The organism is Sanguibacteroides justesenii (assembly GCF_003204205.1).
GTDB classification, from domain to species: Bacteria; Bacteroidota; Bacteroidia; order Bacteroidales; family Marinifilaceae; genus Gabonibacter; species Gabonibacter massiliensis.
Genome location: NZ_QJPL01000003.1, coordinates 1 through 24,004 on the forward strand (window position 1 = coordinate 1; position 24,004 = coordinate 24,004).

A 24,004-nucleotide genomic window follows, 5' to 3' on the forward strand; every position below is an offset into this window, starting at 1 on the left:
CCGACTGGTTTTGTTTTTGATAATAGTGAAGAGAGAGACGGGAGAAGTTTCGGTGAAATAGGCGGGGAATGGCGTTCAATTTCGGTAGAAGAATTTCTGGCAGGCGAGAACAAAAACGAGTTCGTGGTGGACGACCAGGATGCCGGTTTCGAGCTGGCGGACGGTAACCTCACCTTGTTTCAAAAATGGTTCAGGAAGGACCCTCCCTTGAGGCGTAGTTTTCGCCAGGGCGGCAATACCTCCCGCTGGGGATTCGTGATCACGCCGGAGGCGGAGGGGGACTCGATTCGAGGCTGTTACTGTATCGAGGGAGGAGAGGGAAAATCGACGGCCACGTGGCGGGTGAATCTCCCGGAGGCAGGGCGTTACCGGGTCATGGCTAAAGTGCATGTACAATCTCTTGCTATCGGGATTGGTCGTCCGGGAGGAGTGGTTAATCGCTACACGGTTTTCCACGGGGATAAGAAAGAGGAAGTGTCGGTGGATCTGGATATTGCGATACCCAAGCGCATGGGCTCCCGTGGCTGGGTTTCTCTTGGCGAATACGATTTCCCGGCGGGGGAGGCCAAGGTGGTACTTTCCGACAAGGATCCCCGGCGAAGAAAAGACGTGGCGATCGTGGCTGACGCGGTGAAGTGGATAAAAATAGAGTAGCACCCTGGTAGCACCCTGGGACGGGGTAAAAGTGCTATATGCTAAAGATTCGGTGATTAAAAGGTCCCGTGATCCCGGATTTACGATTTGGGGATGCCAGGATCAGCATTTAATCATGAGTTGAATAGATTAATATACCTTGTGTGTATTATTCTGCAAAAAAATAAAACCAACTGGTTAAGGTTGGTTTTATTTTTGGGTGATTCCGTGGGGACTCGAACCCCAATCAAAGGAACCGGAATCCTTCATTCTATCCATTGAACTACGGAACCGTGAGTCGGATGGTCAGTTTGACTTTCCGGGGACAAATCTAATCATTTTTTTTAGATTCGGAAAGGATGTTGAGAATAAAAAAGGGGACGAATGTCCCCTTTACTTCTATTCGTCATAGAGATATTATAACTTTTTACGAGTGGCATAACTCACGCGCAAAGAATTTACTTTACGTAATTCCTGTTTTACGTCTGTTACGATACCCATTTTAGTATCAGCTTGGATCTTCAAGTTATTGGTAATCCTGTTTTTATCTTCTTCTTTTCGGGTTTCCTGTTCCGCGTAAACAAATTCAGCTATATCTCCGACCGTGGCCAGTTTATCATTTAACTGAATGCGAGGTTCACTTCCGTAAGCACCGACAAACTGTGCTTTGGGTTTCCCGATATAGATATTACTGATCAAGGATTTCTTCTCCAACTTGGTAATCTCCCTGGCTTCTGGCATCGCATTTTCAATCATAAGAGTTACTTCCCGCATCGTCGTACTTACCATGAAGAAAAATAACAACATGAATACGATATCCGGAAGAGATGCTGTTGAGATAGCAGGGGTCTCTTTTTTTCCTCCTTTGTTAAACTTAGCCATTATTTCTTCCCTCCTTTCTTTGCGATGTTTCTCGGTTCAGCTTCGGATATGGCCGTCGGGACGATCTGCCTTACAGCCTCCTGTTGTTCTTCTGATAATTCGGTATATTTTTTTCCCCATTGCTTCATGGCCATTACGTCTCTTACTTCATTATACGCGGCAGCAAGTTCGTCTTGCACGGCAATATACATTTTGTAAGAAGTGCCTCGGTCACTTTGCAAAGAAATAATACCTTTTGAGACTTCCACCTTTCCGAAGAAAGGAACATCCTTGCTCACTTTTTCCGGTAGATTGTCTTTGTTTTGGGGGTTCAGAATGAATTCTTTCGCCTTTTCTTTTAATTCGGATATATCAATTATCTTTGACTCTACGGATAAGAGATCATCTCTATTTACCAATATCTCCAGAATATTTCTTTTGGCGTATTTCGGAGGAGCTTGATTCTCCGGTGCCATGGGCGGTAACCGTCTGAACAATCCCGAGTCAACATCCATTGTCGTTGATACCAAGAAGAAAATCAACAACAAAAAGGCAATATCTGCCGTTGACGTGGCATTAATTTCCGGTGTTTTTTTTGCCATATTCTTTTTATTATTTATTCGGAAGAACGAGTTATCTCAATCTTCTGATAATTTCTGTTACAAAAATAGACCCGATCGCTCCAATTCCCAAGAAATACATGGTAAATAGGATGGTATCGGCAAACTTTAATGCACTCGGATTGTTATCCGGTCCATCGTAACCCTTCATGTCTAATAATGTACCGTCGGACAATGAATAAGCAATTAACACGAGAACAACGATCCCCACGAGAGCGATAAGACTCTTGATTGCTTGTTTCGGTCTGGTAAACAGTCTGGCAATAGGGAATACCAATGCTGCCACAGCACTAAGTCCGAACAGAATATAAGCCCACCATATCAATTGGTCCGTATAGACAGGAGTGGTGTATTGGGCATTTGGAAGATCTCCTCCTCCAAAAAACAATCCAATCAACACAACTGTAATTACGAGCATTACAATGGTTAGGATATTCAATAACTTATTAATCTTCTGCATGGTGATTTAGTGTTTTTGATTATATTTTACAAGGATGTCTAATAAAGTTACGGAAGCATCTTCCATGTCGTTCACGATTCCTTCGATTTTTGCAACACAATAGTTGTAGAACACTTGAAGAATCATGGCAACGATCAAACCGGCAACGGTCGTAATCAATGCAACTTTAATACCTCCTGCAACCAAAGACGGTTGAATATCACCAGCAGCCTGGATTTTATCGAAAGCGTCGATCATACCGATTACAGTTCCCAAGAACCCTAACATCGGGGCCAACGCGATAAACAAGGCAATCCAAGACATACCTTTTTCCAATAATCCCATTTGAACGGATCCGTAAGATACAACCGATTTCTCAACCATATCTATACCTTGGTCGTAACGGGAAAGTCCTTGATAGAAAATACTTGCAATAGGGCCTCTTGTCGTTCTACAAACTTCTTTGGCAGCCTCAACTCCTCCATTTTCCAAAGCATCTTCTACTTTGTCGATCAATTTTTTAGAGTTGGTAGAAGCCAAGTTCAAATAAATTACTCTCTCGATAGAAATAGCCAAACCGAAGATTAGAGCCAAGATAACGAAGCTCATGAAAGCGGCACCACCTTCGATGAATTTTTGTTTTACTACCGCGTGGAATGAAGAACTCTCGATGTTTTCTTCGTCATCCATGGATTGGGACGGGGTGCTTGTTGCAGGTTGTTCTGTTTCCGTGGTTTGGATGTCGACACTTACTGTCTCATTTTCCTGTGCCATTAGCATAGATGATGCTCCAATAGTAAGCATTCCAAAAACTGCTATTAGTGCAAATAATTTTCTCATGATCTATTTAACTGATTTTTAGTTTATAAATAATTAAAATTTAACTCTATATTTTGTTTTCTTCTCCATTTCGTTCTCTTCTTCTTCCTTTTCACCACAAATTAGAGCGGCAAGGTATAAAAAAAATGTTAAAAGCCAATGCGTTTTGGGGATATTTCTCCTTTAAGCGTGTTATTTAAACATTTTTTTATTTCGTTAGGGTCTTTATATTTGCCTAACACGTACATCATCTTGGTTACCGCCGCTTCAGTCGTGATGTCATAACCGCTTATTACCCCGCAATTTAATAATTCCCTACTGGTCTCGTATTTTCCCATTTCCACGCTTCCGCCCTGGCATTGGGTCACGTTATAAACATATATTCCCCGGTGTAATATTTTCTCTATTTTGTTAAGAAAAACTTTATTCGTGGGAGCGTTTCCGGAACCGTAGCTTTCTAAAATGAGCCCTTTTAATCCGGGAATATTCATAATGGCGTCCATGATTTCGGGACGCATACCCGGAAATATTTTAAGGATGGCGATATTCGTGTCTACATCGCAGAAAGCGGAAACGGATTCCGTGCGGGGGGTGTAATCGATAGCACCGTAATTGTAATGTATATGAATCCCGATTTTTGCTAAAGGGGGATAATTAAACGATTGGAAGGCGTCGAAGCTTTCGGCATTGATCTTCGTGGTACGATTTCCCCGGAATAGTTTGTCGCCGAATAACACGGAAACTTCAGGTACAATCGCTTTGCCTTCGTCGTATGCCGCGGCAATTTCTACGGCGGCGATCAGGTTCTCTTTTCCGTCCGTTCTGATTTTTCCAATAGGTAGTTGTGAACCTGTAAAAACCACCGGTTTGTCTAAGTTGTTCAGCATAAAACTCAGGGCCGAGGCCGAATAAGCCATCGTGTCGGTACCGTGTAGAATTACGAATCCCTGGTATTTATCGTAATTTGTCAGGATAATTTGGCATAATTGTTTCCATAGTCCGGGTTGAAGGTCGGAAGAATCGATAATCTCGGGTAAGGTGTAGCTGTCGATCAGAAAGCCGAACTCTTTGATTTCCGGAACTTCCAATGCAATCTGGTCGAAATTGAACGGACACAATGCCCCGGTTTCAGGATCATTTACCATACCGATGGTTCCCCCGGTATATATGATTAATACTGGTTTTTCCATAAACGAGGTTTTGGATTTTAAAACAGGAATAATTTTATTCGCACCTTTCACTATGCAAATTAAATAAATTAGTTGCATTGTTTGACGTGGTCGTCTCTATTTTTTTTACGTCAACCCCTAATATTTCAGCAATTTTAGCGGCTATATACGGAATATAACTGCTTTCATTCCTTTTTCCACGGTAAGGAACCGGGGTAAGATAAGGAGCATCCGTTTCCAATACGAGGTGATCCGTTCCGATTTCTTTGACCACTTCGGCCATAAGCGAATTCTTGTAGGTAACAACTCCCCCGATTCCTAAAAGGAATCCGAGGTCAACGGCACGTTTCGCATCTTCCGTGTTGCCGGGAAAGCAATGGAGTATCCCTTTCATATTGTAATGTTGGCGTTTTAACACTGTAAAAATTTCGGACAAGGATTCTCTTGAGTGAATGATGACCGGCAAGTTCATTTCCCGGGCGATATTCAGTTGTCTTTCGAATACCTCGATTTGTTCCTTGTAGTAAGTTTTATCCCAATAAAGATCGATACCGCATTCGCCGATACCGTAAATCGTATATTTCCCGAGAAGTTTTTCAAATGCCGCGTACTCTTCCTTGTAGGAAGCGTTAACGGAAGTCGGGTGAACTCCGAGTAAGGGAAGCATTATACGCGGGTATTGTTCCGCGAGTGTCAGCATGGAAGAACGGGTCGTTCGGTCTATATCCGGTAGTATGATGTATTTTACATCGGCGGACAATGCTCTTTCCACGACTTGATCCCGGTCTGCTTCGAATTCTTCGGCATAAATGTGTGAATGCGTATCTATAAACATATGGAATATATTTACTGTTTTAGTCGGAAACAAAGATAATGAATCATCGGTGGAATCTCAATATTTAAAGAAAATTTGGATTTCATTCGATTTTTGCTAATTTTGACCCAATTCCTCCGGCGTAATTATGAATATTGTAATAGATAGGATACAACAAGGCAATGAGCTTGCTTTTAAAGAACTGTTTGATGAATTTTATCAGGCCTTGTGTGTATTTGCGCTGACGTATGTAAAAGATCAGGTACAGGCTGCCGATATCGTGCAGGAGGTTTTTATAAAGTATTGGAACCGTCGAGGGGATTTTGATAATCTTTTCAAAGTCAAATCTTTTCTTTATACGGTTGTCCGTAACGACTGTCTTAATACGATTCGCAATAATAAGGAGATAAGAGAAGATATTTCGCTCATCGAATCGGATGCGTTTTTTGTAGATAATCTGGTAGAGGAGGAAGCTTATCGTATCTTTTATAATGCCGTGGAGGCTTTACCGCTCCAGACCCGGGAAGTGATTCAATTGACTTTGGACGGGTTGAAAAATGCAGAGATCGCGGTACATATGGGAATAGCCGAAAGTTCCGTGCATACCTTGAAGAAGCTCGCTTATAAAAAATTGAAGGTGACATTGAAAGATTATTATTATCTCGTGTTTATTTTCCTACCCTGATTTTTTTTCTTTGCATGTAATCGTTTGATTATAATCGAATTATCATTTCGTACTAAAAAAATAAGCAAAAAAGTTCATTTTTCGTTCCCCATAAAAACGGGTTTTTGTGTTATATAAGTAATAGGCGAAAAGCGAATGCCAAAAAGGATCGTTTGATAATACAAAAATAGATTAAATATAAGTTTTTGTTAATTTATTGATAACAAGAGAGAAAGACTTTTTTGCATGAAGAAAATAGAGAAAAAAATAAAAGAAAAGAGTGAATCAAAAAACGATCCTTTTTTGATAGCTCGATGGATTTCGGCTTTTCTCACGGGAGAACCTACTGAAGAGGAGAAGGAAGAGTTAGAGGTTTGGCGGGAATCTTCGGAGGAGAATAATGCTTTATTCGAACGTGTTGTGAGTGAGGAGAATATCAAGCTGAAAAGAGAACAATTTTCTTCTTTTAATAATGAAATAGGCTGGGAGAATTACCGTAAAAAACAATTCAGGAGAAGACAAAGAAAGTTTCTTTTGCGGTTCTTGCCTTATGCGGCGTTGCTTGTGATTTCTTTGAGTGGTGTTTTTTATTTTTTCATGAACCGGGAACCGGATAGAAAGCTATCCGTTGCGCCGATGAGCACGATCCTTCCGGGGGCACCTAAAGCCATACTGACGTTGGCTGACGGTCAAAAGATCGATTTGGAGACCGTGAGCGGAACGATCAGAACGGAAAAAGAACGGACCTTTATTTATAATACCGGTCACCAGCTTACTTATAGCGATACTTGCCTCGCTGAGATTTCGGATGCGATGGAGTATAATGAAATCACAGTGCCGAAATGCGGGGAATATCAATTGAGCCTGAGTGACGGTACGTTGATTTATTTGAATTCGATGACTAAAATTCGCTATCCGATCCGGTTTACCGGGGAGATCCGGGAGGTGGAATTGGAGGGCGAGGCTTATTTTAACGTGGCGGAAAACCCGGAGAAACCGTTTGTCGTGAAAACGGCTTCTTACGATGTGACGGTTTTAGGTACGCAATTTAATGTATCGTCCTATGCGGATGAAGCGGATGTGATCACCACCCTGGTACAAGGGGCTGTGGCGGTTTCCGGCGATAAAATTGCCGGAGTTAGACGATTGACCCCCAACGATCAGTTTATTTTAAACAAAAGCACGGGTAAAGCGGAATTGAAGCAAGTGGACGCGAGTTATTTTACGGCATGGAAAGACGGTAAATTCCGATACCGGGACGTTCGGTTGGAAGATATTATGCGAGATGTCGAAAGGTGGTATGACGTGAAAGTCGTCTATGAAGACGAGGAGGTTAAGGAATTCCGTTTCGGGTTTAACATGGGACGTCATGAAATGATCGATCCTCTATTGAGGATATTCGAGCTAAACGGTAAAATAAAAATCCATAAGGAGGGAAAGATTTTAAAAGTAAAGCGGGATCGGTAAGAAAGCAGGAGATGTTACCAGCATCTCCTGCCCGGACTATCTCGCTCGAGCGAAATAATCTATTAATGCAATTTAAAGAACAAATTTATGAAAAAAATTCTGATGTCTCTCCGGGATCCATCCGGAAGATTAAAAAAAGCATGGGTTATGTCAAAATGGACTCTATTATTTGTTCTACTGGGAATGTTTAATGTGCATGGGGCCGTATATTCCCAAAATGAACAGCAAGTAACACTTTCGATGAAGAACGCTTATTTGAAAGATGTGATTTGGGCAATCGAGCGTCAGACGGCTTTTACCTTTATGTACAATCAAGAGGATTTGGACAAGGTCGGAAAGATCGATGTCAAACTAAAAGCTTCCAAGATCGAAGAGATTCTAAAAGCTTGTCTGAAAGGAACGGGATTGACCTACGTGATCCAGGATGCGGTGATCGTGTTGAAGCCTATCGCTCCCGACGACAAGGTAAAGGAGATCCGCATCGTCGGAAAGGTGATCGATGAGAAAAAGCTTCCCTTGCCCGGGGTAACTGTTTTGATAAAAGGGACGAAGTTGGGAACAGCCACCGATTTCAATGGAAAATATTCGTTGAAATTGCCGGAAATGAAAAATATCGTGTTGATCTTTTCATTTATGGGAATGGAAACCCAGGAGATCAAATATACCGGCAAAGACACCATCAACGTGACCCTGAAAGAGGATAAAGTCAAGTTACAGGATGTGGTGGTTACCGGGTATATGAATATTCGGAAAGAGAGTTTTACGGGAAATGCTACTACTGTGACCAAAGAGCAGTTACTGAAGACCAATAACAAAAACGTGATTGCGGCCTTACAGATTTTCGATCCCTCTTTCCGGATCAAGGAAAACAATATCTGGGGATCGGATCCGAATGCTTTGCCTGAATTTAATTTGCGCGGGGAGTCTTCTATTGGCATGAATAAGGGATTGGATATAGAGCAAGAGCGACGTACGCAACGGACGAATTTAAAAGATAATCCTAATTTACCGATCTTTATTTTAGACGGTTTCGAAGTTCCTGTTGATAAAATATATGATATGGATGTAAACCGTATCGAAAGTATGACGATTTTAAAGGATGCTGCAGCTACCGCTTTATACGGTTCACGTGCGGCTAATGGTGTGATTGTTGTTACTTCCGTTCCTCCAAAGCCCGGAGAAATGCAGGTTAGATATAATTTTACAGGAGGTGTTGAACTTCCTGATTTATCGGACTATAATTTGTGTAGTGCAGAGGAAAAACTGGAAGCTGAACGCTTAGCCGGGGTATATACGGCGAGTATCCCTAGTGGACAGGCAGACAAAGACATCCTGTATGTTAAGAAATTGCAGAATATATTGAGAGGAGTCGATACGGATTGGATGTCTAAACCTTTGCGTAATGCATTCAACCATACTCATAGTATAAATATATCCGGTGGAGTTGAAAGTATTCGTTACAGTTTGGACCTGAATTATGATAGCAATAAGGGGGTGATGAAGGGATCTCATCGCACACGGGCAGGAGCCGGTCTGAATCTGGATTATCGTAATAAAGAGTGGTTGCAGTTGATGAATTCTATCACTTATAGTACAACTCGTTCTGAAGATTCTCCTTATGGAAGTTTTAGTCGATATGCCGAGTTGTTACCATACGATGCCGTTTATGATGAAAATGGTGAATTAGTAAAAGATTTGGAATTTTCTAATGCCAGTGGTAGTTATGGTAAAAGTAATCCGTTATGGGATGTGGCGAATTTAGCAAATTATTATAATAGGGGTAAAACAGAGGATATTACCGATAATTTGAGTTTAAATCTCTATTTCAAGCATGGATTTCAGGCTAAAGGACAGTTTAGTATCAGTAAGAGCACATCTAAGAGCGAATCTTTTACAGATCCCAAAGATAAATCGGATGGTAATGAAAAAGGTTCTCTTTCTCGGAGTTTGACTGACGATTACAGGTGGAATCTGAATCTGATGTTGTACTATAACAGTAGCATAGGAAAGCATTTTATAAATGCAACTTTAGGAATGAATGCATCGGAATCTAAATCAGAGAGTACTTCGATGACGTTTAAAGGGTTTCAGATGGGAGGATTGCATTCTCCGGCTTTCGCAGAAAAACAACCTGATAAAACGAATATTAATACTTCGGAAAGCAGATTAGTCGGTTTTTTAGGATCGGTAAACTATTCCTATAATGATGTCTATCTGTTTGACGGGTCTTTCCGTTTTGATGGATCGTCTCAATTTGGTAAGGATAAACGTTTTGCTCCTTTTTGGTCTGTAGGTGTGGGAATAAACTTTCATAATTATGCTTTTTTGAAAGACAATTGGCTGGTTAGTATGCTAAAGATTAGGGCATCATATGGTAGTACCGGAAAGGTGAATTTTCCTCCTTATTCTGCCATTACGACCTATAAAACCGATACCGATGCTTGGTATTTTACCGGACCTGCTTCCGGATTAATGGCTTTGGGTAACCCGAAATTGAAATGGGAGACGACGAATACGTTGGATGCCGGATTTTCAGTTAGTTTTTTACAAGATTTGATTTATTTGGATTTTGCGTATTACCATAAAAAAACAATTGATTTGATCGATGCGATTTCCGTGAGAACTTCGTCTGGATTTAAAGATTATAAGACGAACATGGGTTCCGTACTAAACGAGGGAATTGAAATCAGGATGAATGCAACACTGTTCAAAAATCGGGATTGGATGATCACCTTGAATGGTAATTTGGGGCATAATAAAAACAAGATACTGGAGATCGGTGCGGAGATGAATGCTTACAATCAACAGCTATTAGACGAATATAATAAATACAAGGATCCGACTCAACCCGATAATCCGGGTATGTTGGGACCTCCGATGGATAAGAGTGAATACGCCGGTTTGTTGAGTACGCCATTGATTCAATACTATAAAGGAGCTTCCACTACCGCACTTTATGCCGTTCGTTCCGATGGAATCGATCCGGCTAACGGACGGGAACGATTGATAAAGAAAAATGGGATGCCTACATATACATGGGATGCGAACGATCAGGTTGTTGTGGGAGATAAGAATCCGGATATTCAAGGTGCTTTTGGATTTAATGTAGCTTATAAAAATTTTTATCTGAATGCAGACTTTACGTATCAATACGGTGCTCAGTCCTATAATGCAACTTTATTAAATCGAGTTGAAAATGCTCAGATTGAAACACAAAATGTTGATAAACGGGTTTTAACTCAACGTTGGAAAAATGCCGGAGATAGAGTTCCCTATTATGATTTGAATATTAACGGTAAAAATAATGCTGCAAAAGTAGATCGTCCGACAACACGTTTCGTGCAAGATAATAATTATGTGAATTTTAGTGGCTTATCTGTAGGATATGATTTCAATAAAGAAATGATTTCCAAATGGAGACTTGCGACATTAGGAATTCGTTTTAATGCGAATGATATCTGCCGTTGGGCGAGTATAAAAGAGGAAAGAGGAACAAGTTATCCTTTTGCGCGAACTTATAATTTCACGATAAATCTTGGATTCTAATAAAAAATATCGGTATGAAAATTTATTCGAAAATAATAATAGTAGCTTCCGTGTTATTTTTCACTTCTTGTGAAAAATGGTTGGATCTTCAACCGGAAGGAGAGGCCACCTTTGATGAGTTGTATAAATCGGGTGATGGATATCGTTCCGTGTTGAATGGATTGTATAAGTCTATGGGAACGGGTGCTTTATATGGTTTGGAATTACAATTCGGTTTAATAGACTGCATGTCTCAACAATATGATTTTACAAACGAAGGTTTGATGACGAATGATAAGTATCGGAAAGCCGTAAAATATGATTATGCAAATTCGCCCATTGCTTCTACAATTGATAATATCTGGTTGAGTGCTTACAAAATAATAGCCAATGCGAATGATTTATTGCAGAATATCAAAACAGCATCACCGGAAATATTTAGACAGGACGAAATGGAACGTAAAATGATTATGGGAGAGGCTTATGCTTGTCGGGCTTTGATGCATTTTGATCTGTTGCGTTTATTTGCTCCCGCTGTTATACAAAATCCGGGTAGCGAATCCTATTTGCCTTACGTGGAAACTTATCCGAATATTCAGGCTTCCAGTATCGCCGTAGAACCTTTTTTAAAAAAGGTAATTGCCGATTTGGAGGAAGCTCAAAAATTGACGATAGAATACGATACGACGGAAATCGGTAAAAAATTGAGTAGTACAGGAAAGAATCGTTTTGACTTAGACTCTAAGGTGGGCCTTGAAGACGAATTTTATTCGGGAAGGGGATACAGGCTGACCTATTATTCTATTACCGCTTTACTGGCCCGTGTTTATCAGTATGCCGGGATGTACGATAAAGCGTTTGATGCTGCGAGTGAAGTTATTGGATATGGAGGAGAAACGCCTTTTTATAAAGATGATTTTTCAGGAATAAGAATTCCTGCTCCCGGAGTAAACCCGGCGGAAGCTTTTAAAAGCAAGAAAGATTTAAAATTGGCTTCCAGTTTGATTTTTGCAATTTATAACGAGAAAGAGTATGAAAACAACAATCTGTTGAATTTTTTTAAAACAGGAATGGATCAAGATGATAGGACGTCTAACCAATGGTTTGTAGTGAGCAAAGATCTTTTTAAAAACAATGATGTGGATGAATCTTCTTTGGATTATCGTTGGGTTGATTTGATTTTTCCGGCCGCTAATTCACATCCGATTTCAGGGAAATGGTATTTGTTTGATAACGCGGCGACTCGTGATAAATATGCCACAATACTTCCGGTTATTAGAGCGACAGAAATGCATTATATTTTAGCAGAATGTTATGCTCGTAAAGGGCAGTATGAGACAGCTTATGATATTCTGGATGCACTTCGTGCTAAAAGGGGATTGGAAAATAGACCTTTAGCCCGAACTGCGACATGGGATGCTTTTGTCGAGACTTTGGTGGGCGATGCCAGAAGAGAATGGATATCCGAGGGTCAGTTATTTTACTTGTACAAACGTCTGGATGCAAAATTTACCATTGGTAAGGAATATCGTTCTTTGACAAAGTCTGAATATATGTTTCCTATACCTATAGATCAAAGAAAATAGTTTAGATAACCATTGAATATTTTATTATGAAAACATGTATATTATCGATATTGTTGATTTCCATGGGTTGGCTTATATCTTGTGAAAAACAGAATATAGAAGCTTTCCATGGTAGGCGTCAGATATATTTTGAGAAGTTTTATATGGATGCTGTTTACCCGGGTACGGCGGAAGCTGATTCTACAGTCACTTCATTTTTTTTGTATCCGGAAGGGACTTCTCAAATAAAAGCTAAGGTTGTCGTGAATTTATCCGGGGATTCTTTGACTTCGGATTTGACATTTGGCTTAAGAGTGATAAAAGAAGGTACTACGGCCAATCCAAATGAATACGTTTTGGATGACTTTTACACGTTTCATGCAAAACCGTTAAATAAGGCCAAAGAGATAAAAGATACCATAGAGATAAAATTGAACAGTAGCGATCGTTTGGAAGGATTGGGTGCTACCGGTTTAAGATTGATGGTGGAATTGGTGCCTAACGAACAACTCGATCTTGGGCAGTATGAACGTCGTCGTGCAATAATTATTTGGAGTTACGTGGAAGCACAACCGGATTGGTGGGATAAGGAAGTTAGTTTTGAATTATTGGGAGATTATTCTCCCCGTAAATATCAGTTATTCTTGAAACATGCGGATAAGAATGGTGAAATGGAGGAGTTTATTAAAAATTCTCCGGATAAAGCGATCGCTTTGGTTGTAACGTTTAAACAATGGTTGGCAGATAACGCGAATGATCCTGAATATGGAGCTGAGTATCAGGAGATATTAGAATCTTTAAAGATTTAATCAAGTAAAAAGAAAAGCTATGAAACATATATTTTTATACGGAATATTATTTCTTGTTTTTGCATTTGTGGGTTGTCTCGATGATAAAGGGAACTACGATTATGTTAAATTGCAGGAGCCGGAATGGAAAAAGGATATTATTAATCTGTATTTTAGAGAGGGAGATATAGCACGTTTTAAAGGTCATGATTATTTTAATTGGGGGGATGATTCTGTAAAACGGGAGCAGGAAGTTCGATACGAGTGGAAGTTAAACGGAGTTGTAATAAGCGAGGAGGCGGATTTTGAAATCTCCGTGAAAGAGTTAACGGAAAAGATTAATATGACGAAATTTCATTCGAGTGATCAATATGAAAACGGAATATTTAGTATTATAGAAACATCGACAGGAATACCCTACATGAAAAAGTTTACAGTTAATATCGTTTCGAGTAGAGGTATTGGCGATTGGTTGATTCTGTCGGGTGTGAACTCTAATTCGAAATTATCTTTTATGAGACGAGTTTACGACGATAAAACACAAAAAATGGTTTTGGCTTTGGATAAAGATGATTATGAAAGCGTGAATGGTCATCCTATTCCGGGCAAGCCTATAGGTTTACGTTTTTCCTATGTGCTGAAAAATATCTCGCCTGCGGGTTCCAGTACGGTTATAACGGACGAGGGAGCTTACGAGATAAATAATGAGAATTTGAAATTAGTAGGGGAAATTAAAGATCAGTTTCTGGATTATGCTCCTTCCGGATTGAAAGTAACAAGTAGAACGGATGCCCGTGAAAGCGACTATAATGCTTATTCTTTTATCGCGACGGAAGATGGAAAAATATATCAACGGAAGATGAGTCGTAATAATCTGGGAGGTAGTTTTTTATCCCAGCCACTGGTCGTGGACGACAAAGGCTATTTTGTCGATAATTTTGGCGGTCGAGGTAATGGTTATACAAAAATACCTTGTTATGATAAAAAGAATGGCAGGCTGTTGTTCACGAAATTTGATGAGGAGTGGAATGATAATGGAACTCCGGATAAATGGGACGATGATTATTCCAATATCAATTGTAAGATAATGCCTGCTAAAGAACCTTCTACAGGTGGCGGTGGTGGTTTTCCCCCTTTCCCTTCTTTTCCTGGAGGTGGCGGTTTCCCCGGTGGAGGGGGAAGTACTCCTTATACGGGCCCGACAGCGTGGGCGCTACCAGCGGGAATAGAGGTGTTGCATTTGGCTTACGTGGGAGGCGGTGGAATGTTTGTGTACGTACAATATTACGCGTTTATTTATAATGAAGGAGGAAAAACCAAGTTGGGTATTTGTGGAATAGATAATAATACTTTTGCCTGTACCCAAAGTCATCAGAATTTTGGAATTAGTGTGAATTATATGTCATCCCGTCTTGTTGATTTTCCGGAAAAATTAGTTAAGGGAGAGTCTTGTATTTTAACGACAACTGAAGATGGCAGGTCTGCAGATGGAATCTGTTATTATATTCTGTATTCAAAAGGGAGCAGTGTATACAGTGTTGCTATTAATGATAATTACAAGAAAGTGACACTTTTAGCTGATTTCGGGGAAAAAATAACTTCTCTTGCTTATTCACGTGCTTTCGATAATTGTAAGAAAATAGTTGTAGGCGGAGAAAATGGAAAGATTGGAATTTATGATATCTCTGACAAGAAGACAGCTAAGAAAGAACAAGAATTCAAGGTGGAAGGAAAAATAGTTGCTATGCAGCAATATAGAACCAATGAAGATTAAAAAGAACGAGTTTGTAAAAATGATAAATCATATTGTATGGAAGAACCGATTTTAAAGTTAGAACATTTATCCCATCGTTATAGCGTGCAGTGGGCGATACGGGATATCGATTTCGAGATTACGAAGAATGGTATTTACGGATTACTCGGCTCCAACGGAGCCGGGAAGTCCACGACCATGAATATCATGTGCGGGGTGTTGAAGCAGACGGAGGGGGATGTGTATATCAAGGGGGTGAGCATACGGGAAAATCCGGTAGAGGCCAAACGCCATATCGGCTTTCTACCGCAGGTGCCGCCTTTGCATCCGGACCTGACGGTATGGGAATACCTGGAGTTTTGCGCGGAAATCCGGCATATCCGGGATCGGGAGGTGCCCAAAGCGATAAAAGAGGCGATGGGACGTTGCGGAATCTCTCATTTTGCCAAGCGGGTGATCCGGAATCTCTCCGGGGGTTATCAGCAACGGGTCGGGATTGCCCAGGCGATTATTCATAACCCCGAATTCGTGGTGTTGGACGAACCGACAAACGGGTTGGACCCGAACCAGATCGTGGAGATCCGCCACCTGATCAAGGAGATTGCCGAAGATCGTACGGTGATCCTCTCCACGCATATCTTGCCCGAGGTTCAGGCCACTTGCGATTATATCCGGATGATCGAGCAAGGGAGTATGGTTTTCGCCGGAACGGTAGATGAATTTGATAATTATATTAAACCGAGTACGATTTTGGTTTCATTGGGGGCCATGCCTCCGGTAGAGGAGATCGAGGCACTTCCGGGAGTGGTTCGGGTTGAGGAGTTGGGAGGTCCCCGCTTCCGCGTACAATTCTCGGATGCCCGGGAGGCGATGGATCATATCGTGGAGGCCAGTTTTACACGCGGTTGGCAGTTATCGGAACTTCAACAGGAGAAGAGTTCTTTGGATACGATTTTTGCCGAATTGTCTAAAAAATAATTGATTAAATTTATTTCGTTAAAGATGAGAACAATATTCAAGATAGCAAAAACAGAGCTGAGAGATCTATTTTATTCTCCGATAGCCTGGTTAATTTTAATTATATTCACTTTTCAAACCGGAATGCTGTTTTCCGGTATGATTCATAATTTTGCGGTAGCGCAGGAACAAGGGGCAGAATATGGGAATTTGACTTATTTTTTATTTGCCTCTTATAATGGTTTATTTGCTAGTGTGCAGTCTTACCTGTATTTGTATATTCCCCTGTTGACCATGGGATTGATGAGCCGGGAATTGGGCAGCGGTTCCATTAAATTGCTCTACTCTTCCCCGATCACGAACACGCAAATTATTTTAGGTAAGTATCTGGCCATGATGATTTACGGGTTGGTGCTGATCGGCGTGTTGGTGGTATATGTTGCTTATGCAGCTTATACGGTTCAAAATGTGGATATCACACTTATTCTTTCGGGATTGTTGGGAGTCTATCTGTTATTATGTGTTTACGTGTCGATCGGATTGTTTATGTCCAGTTTGACCTCTTACCAGATCGTGGCAGCCGTGGGTACGTTGGCTGTTTTGGCCGCTTTAACATACGTAAAAGGCATGTGGCAAGGTATTCCTTTGGTTCGAGAAATTGCATATTGGTTCGGGCTTTCCGGTAGAGCCTGGGCTTTCGTGGGAGGTTTGGTTTCCACGGAAGACCTACTTTATTTCTTCGTGGTAGTCGCCTTGTTCCTTTTTATGACCATTATTCGTATGCAAACAAGGCGTCAAAAAGTGAGTTGGATGGTTTCTTTGGGTAAGTATATGGGAATTTGGATTCTGGCTATTGTGCTGGCTTACGTTTCTTCTCGTCCGGTATTTAAGTTCTATTATGATGCCACTCAAATGAAAATGAACACTTTGACACCGAATAGCCAGGAAATTATTAAACGTGCAACGGGAGGGTTAACTCTCACGACTTACGTTAATATTTTGGATAGACTTGCTTATATCGGTGATGATGAGAATTATATAGCTGATCGTGGTGCATTTGAACAGTATATTCGCTTTAAACCGGAGATTAAGATGAAGTATGTTTACTATTACGATACGATTAAAAATGATCAGTTGGAGAGTCAATATCCGGGAATGACATACGAGGAGAAAGCAAAAAAAGAGATCGAGCGAAAAAAGATGAACCCGAAAAAAGTATTGAGTCCGGAACAGATTCGTGCACAAATTGATTTGGTTAGCACCGAGGGAAACCGTACGACTCGTTTATTGGAACGGGAGAGCGGAGAGCGAACATTCTTGAGAATGTTTGATGAAAATCAGCCTTATCCCAGTGAAGCGGAAATTTCTGCTGCATTTAAACGTTTGGTAATGGATAAGTTGCCCGTGATCGGTTTTTTGACCGGACATGGAGAACGGGAGACCGACCGACCGGGAGATCGGAATTATTGCATGTTTACACACGCACCCTCCATTCGAGCCGCGTTGATTAATCAAGGATTCGATTATAAGGATATTCGTTTGGATAAAGAGGTGCCGGCAGACGTGAATATCATGGTGATCGCCGAAATGAGACTGCCCATGACAGAGGCCGAGAAAGTAAATTTTGATAAATATATTGCCCGGGGTGGAAATTTGATGATCATTGGAGAGCCGAAGCGTCAGGGGGTGATGAATCCGTTGGTAGAACAATTCGGCGTAAAGTTTATGGATGGCTTTTTGATTCAACCTTCGAAAGACAAGAAATTGGTCGAAGAGGGTAAAGATAACGGCAATTTAGGATTCTTGGCCGGGATGGTCGCCCCTGCAAATCCGCTCGACTTGATTATCACCCGACCGACAGAGGCAGCTAAAAAACTGAGTTACGTGTTTAAACAAATGCATCCCGCTTATGTGGTTACTATGCCTAGTGCTTGCGGTTTAGAATATTCCGAGGACAAAGGTTTTAACGTGACTCCTTTGTTTATGTCGGATTCCACGTGTTGGAATGAATTGGAATCTACAGATATAGTAGACGAGGAGGTGGAATGTAATCCGAATGTGGGAGAGGTTCGTAAACCTTATACGCTTGGTTTGGGTTTATCGCGCCCAATGGCAGATCGGGAACAAAGAATTATCATCTTGGGGGATGCCGATTGTTTGAGTGACGGAGAGTTTAATCATAAACGGGCAATGATATGGGCTACCAATTATGTTCTTGTTCAGGGGGGATTCGATTGGTTGTCCAATGGAGAAGCCCCGATTAATGTTACTCGTCCAGCGTCAATAGATAGAAAACTTTATGTATCCGCAAGCGGAGCGGAAGTATTGCAATATATGTTGATTGGGGTATTTCCGGGACTTTTGCTCTTACTGTATTTGTTTATGTGGATCAGGAGAAGAGGGCGTTAATGGCGCCTTATGATTAGAGGTGTATTTTAAGTTAGATGATAGATTTTGAGATTAGTGATGAAATGTTAGGTGATGAAGGGATTGGGAGACTGTATGAGTCTCCTGATCTCTAAACACCAAAACCTGAATAAAAAGATTTATGATTTAAAGATAGCAAGATCAGTTTTAATCTACATCAAAAGTTGGAGTTTCGGCTAAAACAGATAAAGGGAAATCCTATAAAATATGGATATTATTTAGAGTAGGATCAAAAATGAATTATAAGTTAGGTTAAATGGTGTTGGGTAGGAATCGTAGTGTGAAGGGCGAAAGAGGCGAAAGTTCTTTCGCCCTTTTTGGTTCCCGGCGAAAAAAATGACGATGAAAATGATTCAAAGATTCTGAGATTCAAAGATTCTGAGATTAAGGGATTGGGTGATTAGGATGATTGACGATTAAGAGATTAAAAAGAGAGAAGGAGGTGGTATTTTGTAAAAGAATCGGCTTGTTAAATGTGATCTGAAAATAATTCGAAGGAGGATAATGACGGGGAATATAGTCTTCGTTATCATGAACATGGAGATGATAGAGAATAGTTCATCTTCGAAATTAAATTTCTATTAAACATTTAAATTTTAAGGTCATGAAAAAGATTATGATGTTATTAATGGTATCGGTATTTTTCTTAATGGGAGGAATGTCTATGGGGCTTGCGCAAAAAATCGGAAGTGAATCTGAAATACAGGTGATTACTTCTCCGACTTTTATTCAGGTAGAACCAGGACAAACTGTTAGGATTACATTTAGTTTGAGAGGGAACGACTTAGATAGTAAATCTTATGTCATTAGCTTTTGGATTAGGCGTCCAGGTCAACGTCCTATTGAACTTGTTTGTATTAGCAAAGAGGGAGGGATTCTTTTTCGGCATTTTTCTGCTGGTAGAATTACAGTTTCTTATAATAAATATAGTAAGACAGGAACTGTAACTATTCGTAATGTTATATCTGAAGATGAAGCCGACTATTTTATAGGTGTGACGGAGTCTGCGGGTAGATGGTATTGGTCTTATGGGACACAATTAACTGTTTCTTATCCATGGTCTTACTTGCTTAAGTAGCACTTAGGGACGGGGTAAAAGTGCTATAAATAGACGAAGATAAATAGTCGATGAAGAGATTGGGTGATTAAAGAGATTGACGATTGTAGATAAAAATAATTTGTAGATTAAAAGATTTAGGTGATTCAAATTAAATCTCTTAGTCACGAAATCATTAAATCACGGAATTCTCATAGTTTACAATTTACAATAAAGTGATGGGGAGTAGGTGATTTAGAATGAAATGGTACCATTTTCAAAAATCTGCTTTTTAAATGTGATCTGAAAATAGTTCGAAGGAGGATAATGACGGGGAAAATAGTCCCTGATTGTATGAACATGGAGATGACAGAGAACAGTTCATCTTCGAAATTAAATTTCTATTAAACATTTAAATTTTAAGGTCATGAAAAAGATTATGATGTTATTAATGGTATCGGTATTCTTCTTAATGGGAGGAATGTCTGAAGGTATGGTGCAAAAGAATGAAAACCAATCTGGTATACAGGTGTTTCTTTTCCCGACTTCTATTTTGAAACACCCGGGGGAATCCGTTAGAATGACATTTTCTATTAATGGAATAGGTTTAGGAGATTTTTATTTGATTTATGTAGTTGTTCAAAAACCTGGTAAGGGTTTAGATTTACTTCTTACAATTGGTACGGATGGAGTGATTCGTTACCGGAAAGACGAGATTAAGGATAGAATTACAGCTTTCTATTCTTCTTCAAATAATAGTGGTGCAATATCAATTAGTAATCTTCTGGTTGAAGATACAGGAGACTATTATGTTGCGATAGGAGATTCAAATACACCTTTGTATTGGTCTAATGCATCGAGATTAACAGTAAGTGCAGAAATTCCTTGGAGGCGGAAGTAATATTAGCACTTAGGTAGCACTTAGGTAGCACTTAGGGACGGGGTAAAAGTGCTATAAATAGACGAAGGTAAATAGTCGATGAAGAGATTCCGTTACAGGTAAATCCTTTAATCACAGAATCTCGTCATCACTAAATAATCGTCAATCTTCAATCTACAATTTACAATAGATGTGTGGTGTAAAATTAAAAATAGAATAGTATGAGTTGGAGTGATTTGGTTTTGGTAGCCGGTTACGAGCTGAAGCAGCAAAGCCGGAGCCGGGTGTTTTTGTTTTTCGTGCTGGTGGCCTTGGCGGGAGTGGTCGGGTGTCACGCTTATTGGCAGGGGTGGGGGCATAGCGGCAACTGGAAGATGGTGGCTTTGCCTTGTTCGATGCCGTTGGTGAATGCTTACCTGTTGGGTGTGGTGCAGTCGTTGTTTTTGGTGGTGGTGATGGCGGATGTGCCCCGGCGATTGGCACGGAAGGGAGCTGTGGAAAGTCTTTACGCCCGTCCGGTGGGAAACGCGACGTATTACTGGGGTGTGATCCTGGGTAATCTCGTGCTTTTCCTGCTCGTGGATCTTGCGGTGATCGGGGTCTCCGTGTTGGCGGTGAACCTGGCGAGTGTAGCCCCGTTGAGTTTAAACTATTATCTTTTTTACTTGTTGACGTTGACGATTCCCTCGTGGGTGTTTATCGGCGGGTTGACGTTGTGGTTGAGTTACTTGTTCCGTTCCCGTGTGCTGGCGATGGTGATTCCCGTGTGCTGGTTGGCGGGATCGATCTTCTGGCTGCCTTATCAGGTTCACGGTACGCTGGATTACATGGCGAGCGGGATCCCGAATTTGTTCTCGGATATCACGGGGCACGCGAACCCTTGCGCCTATTTGTTGCACCGGTTGACGTATCTTTTGGCGGGGGCGGGGTTGTTGGCGTTGTGTGCGGGAAAGATGGAGCGATTGTCGGATGGCGCGGCCGGTTTAAGGCTGAATCGTTGTTTAGGTCTTTTTTTGGTGATGGCCGGTTTGCTTTGCGGCGTGGCGTTGGAATATTCCTATTACCGGGATCGGCAGGTACGGGCGGTTTACCGGGATAGTTTCAAGCGGAATTGGCAAGAGAGAACTTGCCGGGTGAGGAGTAACGCGATCACTTTAAGACAGGAGGGTAAGGAGTTGAGGGCGAAGAGCGAGCTGACGGTTTATAACCCGGGGCGTGAGTCGCTGGAACGGATCGTTCTCTTCCTGAATCCCGGTTTACGGGTGACGGGTTTACAGTCGGGCGGGAAGGATCTGTCGTACCGGAGGGATCAGCAGTTTATCCTGATCGATCGTCCCTTGGGGGCGGGCGATTCTACGCGTATACTTTTGGCTTACGGGGGAAAAATCGACGAGCGTTTTTGCGATCTGCACTTGAGGGACACGGCCTACGAGAATCCTTTTTATAACGATCGATTCTTTGCCACGGGTCGCCGGGGAGCTTTCGCGGAGCGGGATTTTCTTTTATTGACCCCTGCCTCGGCGTGGTACCCGGTGGCGATACCGCCGGTGAATCCCTTGATGCCCATGGCCACGGGTCGGGATTTTACCCGCTTCCGGTTGGTGGTGGACCGCCCGTTGCAAAAGGTGGTCGTTTCTCAGGGACAGGTATTCGAAAGGGGAGATTCCGTCGTTTTCGTATGTCATCATGCTTTGAACGGGATCTCTTTGTCCGGGGCCAATTACAAGTATTACAAGCTTCCGGAGGATGAAACTTTCAGTTTGCAATTCGGTTCCGTGACTTGGGACAAACGATTTGTGAAGTGTTTCTCAAAAGTAAAGCAAGCCGATATAATCTCTTTGCGGACGGGAGAGCGGGGATCGAATTTGAATTCGATTCGAAATTATCGCTCGGGAGATTGGTATGAGCCGGAAAATCCTTACCTGTATTTATTGGAGGTTCCGGTGTTGTTCCGTTCGGATTCTCACGCCGGAAAGCCGGAAGCCGGGTTGGTGGAGCCGGGAATGGTCTTTTGGCGGGAACGGGGATTCGATATGAGGCTTGCCGGGGCGATGTCGATCGGGGCGATTGAAAATGAAGAGCAGCTCTTCAAGGTTCTTACAGTGCTTCAGCCCGAGTTTTTCTATTCTATGCGGAGAAAACAGAATAGTCACCCCCTGCTTGGATTGGGAAAAAGAGATGTAACTTTCTCCTGGAATTTCGAAAAAAACGATAATGATGCTTCTTCCTTGGATGACGTGCAACGGGTTTGGGTACACTCTTCCGAATATCCTTTTATGGGGAGAATATTTAACGCGTTGGCGACAACGGATTTTAGCGTGGCGAGAGGTGCCGCGAACGCCATGATAGGGAATCAAGAGGAGAATATTCCTTTTATCGGATATTCTTTAAAAGATATATGGACGAACAACGGGGAGGTTATGTTATGGAATAAGCTCAACGATTTATGGACTCGTCTGGTTTTGTCCGGTATTCCGGGACAGGAGCTGAAACAAAGTCTGGATAGTTTATACCGTTACCGGAAAGGCGAGGTGGATTACGATTCTTTGATGCAGGTATGGGATACGCGTTGGGGGACAAATGTGGCGGATGTCATAGCGGATTGGATTACCACGAGGCACGAACAATATTTTAGGGTGAAAGATGCCGCGATTTATTTTGATCGTGGTTCTCGGCGTTACAAAATCGAGGGAAAAGTGATGAATGTTGGAAACAGTAGCGGAATTGTTTCCATTGAATGCGGGGGTTTTCTCGGTCAGGTGCAACGCTTCGTTTGTCGTATCGAACCGGGAGAGGCAAAGACATTCACGTTGGTAACGGAGCAATCAGCTTCATGTATAAACACGGGATTGTCGGCCAACATTCCGGCGGCTTTTTTCTTCGAGCATAGAGATCCGGGAACGTTGGAAAAACCCTGGGAGTTGATGGATGAGTGGCGTTCGATACCGGTGTCCGAATTCATGAAAAATGAAAACCCGAACGAGTTTATCGTCGATGATCAGGACGCGGGGTTCGAGGTAAAGAACGGCAATCTCTCGTGGTTCCAAAAAGGGCGGAAGGAACCTCCCCGGGTTGTCGGGACTCGGCTTCAAATGCAAGGAGATGCCAAAGTTTGGCAACGCGTGATAGATGCCTCTGCTTGCGGCGATGCCATCCGGGGATATCATTATATCTGCGGCGGGTCCGGTAAATCTACCGCGACATGGCGAGCGAATATTCCGGAGCCGGGACGTTACCGGGTTATGGGAAAAGTATACCGTATCCACCTCAGACCGCAGAAAATAGTTATGGCTACCGACTTGCCGATGCCGGAAACACCTTTCGACGATTCCGGAATCATCTACTATTACACGCTCTCTTTCGGGGAGCGGGAGGAGAAAGCGGAGGTCAGTTTGGATGCAGAGTTATCCGGGTCTTCGGGCTGGGTACTTATAGGGGAATACGATCTTCCGGCAGGAGAGGTGAGCGTAACCCTCTCGGACAAGGAGGTGCGTCGGCGGAAAGAGGTGGCCATCGCGGCGGATGCGGTGAAATGGATAAAAGTGGAATGAAATAATTGTAAATTGTAGATTAAAAGATTCTGTGAT

The 24,004-nt window shown here is 41.8% G+C and carries 18 protein-coding genes and 1 tRNA gene; 12 read left to right on the forward strand and 7 right to left on the reverse strand.

All coding sequences use genetic code 11. The features are described from left to right. Positions 1-654, forward strand: a 654-nt coding sequence (locus DMB45_RS14695; protein ID WP_449415971.1) for a carbohydrate-binding protein, incomplete at its 5' end; no start/stop codon positions are given. Positions 655-854: 200 nt separating this feature from the next. Here the strand turns inward: DMB45_RS14695 and DMB45_RS05200 are convergent. The 7 genes from DMB45_RS05200 to DMB45_RS05230 form a co-directional block, all read right to left on the reverse strand. Then, positions 855-926: transfer RNA gene (locus DMB45_RS05200), tRNA-Arg, on the reverse strand. Between the two features lie 124 nt (positions 927-1,050). After that, positions 1,051-1,515, reverse strand: coding sequence for an ExbD/TolR family protein (locus DMB45_RS05205; RefSeq protein ID WP_041503098.1), 465 nt, complete (start codon positions 1,513-1,515; stop codon positions 1,051-1,053). Beyond that, positions 1,515-2,096: an ExbD/TolR family protein gene (locus DMB45_RS05210; RefSeq protein ID WP_041503097.1), complete on the reverse strand. Its 582-nt coding sequence runs from the start codon at positions 2,094-2,096 to the stop codon at positions 1,515-1,517. Before DMB45_RS05210 ends, DMB45_RS05205 begins: the two co-directional genes overlap by 1 nt. 31 nt (positions 2,097-2,127) lie before the next feature. Beyond that, positions 2,128-2,574, reverse strand: coding sequence for a hypothetical protein (locus tag DMB45_RS05215; protein ID WP_041503096.1), 447 nt, complete (start codon positions 2,572-2,574; stop codon positions 2,128-2,130). A 6-nt stretch (positions 2,575-2,580) separates the two neighbouring features. Further along, positions 2,581-3,393 (reverse strand): MotA/TolQ/ExbB proton channel family protein, encoded by an 813-nt coding sequence (locus DMB45_RS05220; protein WP_041503095.1) that lies wholly within the window; start codon positions 3,391-3,393, stop codon positions 2,581-2,583. Positions 3,394-3,521: 128 nt separating this feature from the next. Further along, positions 3,522-4,562: an asparaginase gene (locus tag DMB45_RS05225; protein ID WP_041503460.1), complete on the reverse strand. Its 1,041-nt coding sequence runs from the start codon at positions 4,560-4,562 to the stop codon at positions 3,522-3,524. Between the two features lie 34 nt (positions 4,563-4,596). Next, the gene (locus tag DMB45_RS05230; RefSeq protein WP_041503094.1) at positions 4,597-5,376 is read right to left on the reverse strand and encodes a TatD family hydrolase; all 780 of its coding nucleotides are present in this window, start codon (positions 5,374-5,376) and stop codon (positions 4,597-4,599) included. 127 nt (positions 5,377-5,503) lie between these two features. Here DMB45_RS05230 and DMB45_RS05235 point away from each other — a divergent pair, with 127 nt between their 5' ends. The 11 genes from DMB45_RS05235 to DMB45_RS05285 all read left to right on the forward strand — a co-directional run bounded on the left by DMB45_RS05235 (position 5,504) and on the right by DMB45_RS05285 (position 23,968). Continuing rightward, a complete protein-coding gene (locus DMB45_RS05235; protein WP_041505468.1) occupies positions 5,504-6,040 on the forward strand; it encodes an RNA polymerase sigma factor in 537 nt (178 codons plus the stop codon). A 225-nt stretch (positions 6,041-6,265) separates the two neighbouring features. Continuing rightward, positions 6,266-7,486, forward strand: a complete 1,221-nt coding sequence (locus DMB45_RS05240; RefSeq protein ID WP_052649431.1) for a FecR family protein — start codon at positions 6,266-6,268, stop codon at positions 7,484-7,486. A gap of 87 nt (positions 7,487-7,573) precedes the next feature. Beyond that, a complete protein-coding gene (locus tag DMB45_RS05245) occupies positions 7,574-11,032 on the forward strand; it encodes a SusC/RagA family TonB-linked outer membrane protein (RefSeq protein WP_041505469.1) in 3,459 nt (1,152 codons plus the stop codon). Positions 11,033-11,046: 14 nt separating this feature from the next. Next, complete coding sequence (locus DMB45_RS05250) at positions 11,047-12,597, forward strand: RagB/SusD family nutrient uptake outer membrane protein (protein ID WP_041505470.1); 1,551 nt, start codon at positions 11,047-11,049, stop codon at positions 12,595-12,597. A 26-nt stretch (positions 12,598-12,623) separates the two neighbouring features. Then, on the forward strand, positions 12,624-13,385 hold the full coding sequence (locus tag DMB45_RS05255; RefSeq protein ID WP_041505471.1) for a DUF4843 domain-containing protein: 762 nt from the start codon (positions 12,624-12,626) through the stop codon (positions 13,383-13,385). Positions 13,386-13,404: 19 nt separating this feature from the next. Continuing rightward, positions 13,405-15,138 carry a PKD-like family lipoprotein gene (locus tag DMB45_RS05260; protein ID WP_041505472.1) on the forward strand — a complete coding sequence of 578 codons (1,734 nt, stop codon included), beginning with the start codon at positions 13,405-13,407 and terminating at the stop codon, positions 15,136-15,138. A gap of 36 nt (positions 15,139-15,174) precedes the next feature. After that, positions 15,175-16,095 carry an ABC transporter ATP-binding protein gene (locus DMB45_RS05265; RefSeq protein ID WP_041503088.1) on the forward strand — a complete coding sequence of 307 codons (921 nt, stop codon included), beginning with the start codon at positions 15,175-15,177 and terminating at the stop codon, positions 16,093-16,095. 24 nt (positions 16,096-16,119) lie between these two features. Beyond that, a complete protein-coding gene (locus tag DMB45_RS05270) occupies positions 16,120-18,483 on the forward strand; it encodes a Gldg family protein (RefSeq protein ID WP_041505473.1) in 2,364 nt (787 codons plus the stop codon). 622 nt (positions 18,484-19,105) lie between these two features. Next, the gene (locus DMB45_RS05275) at positions 19,106-19,579 is read left to right on the forward strand and encodes an immunoglobulin domain-containing family protein (protein ID WP_041505474.1); all 474 of its coding nucleotides are present in this window, start codon (positions 19,106-19,108) and stop codon (positions 19,577-19,579) included. A 385-nt stretch (positions 19,580-19,964) separates the two neighbouring features. Next, positions 19,965-20,438: an immunoglobulin domain-containing family protein gene (locus DMB45_RS05280; RefSeq protein ID WP_041505475.1), complete on the forward strand. Its 474-nt coding sequence runs from the start codon at positions 19,965-19,967 to the stop codon at positions 20,436-20,438. A gap of 200 nt (positions 20,439-20,638) precedes the next feature. Beyond that, positions 20,639-23,968 carry an ABC transporter permease/M1 family aminopeptidase gene (locus DMB45_RS05285; protein WP_041505476.1) on the forward strand — a complete coding sequence of 1,110 codons (3,330 nt, stop codon included), beginning with the start codon at positions 20,639-20,641 and terminating at the stop codon, positions 23,966-23,968. Positions 23,969-24,004: the final 36 nt, after the last annotated feature.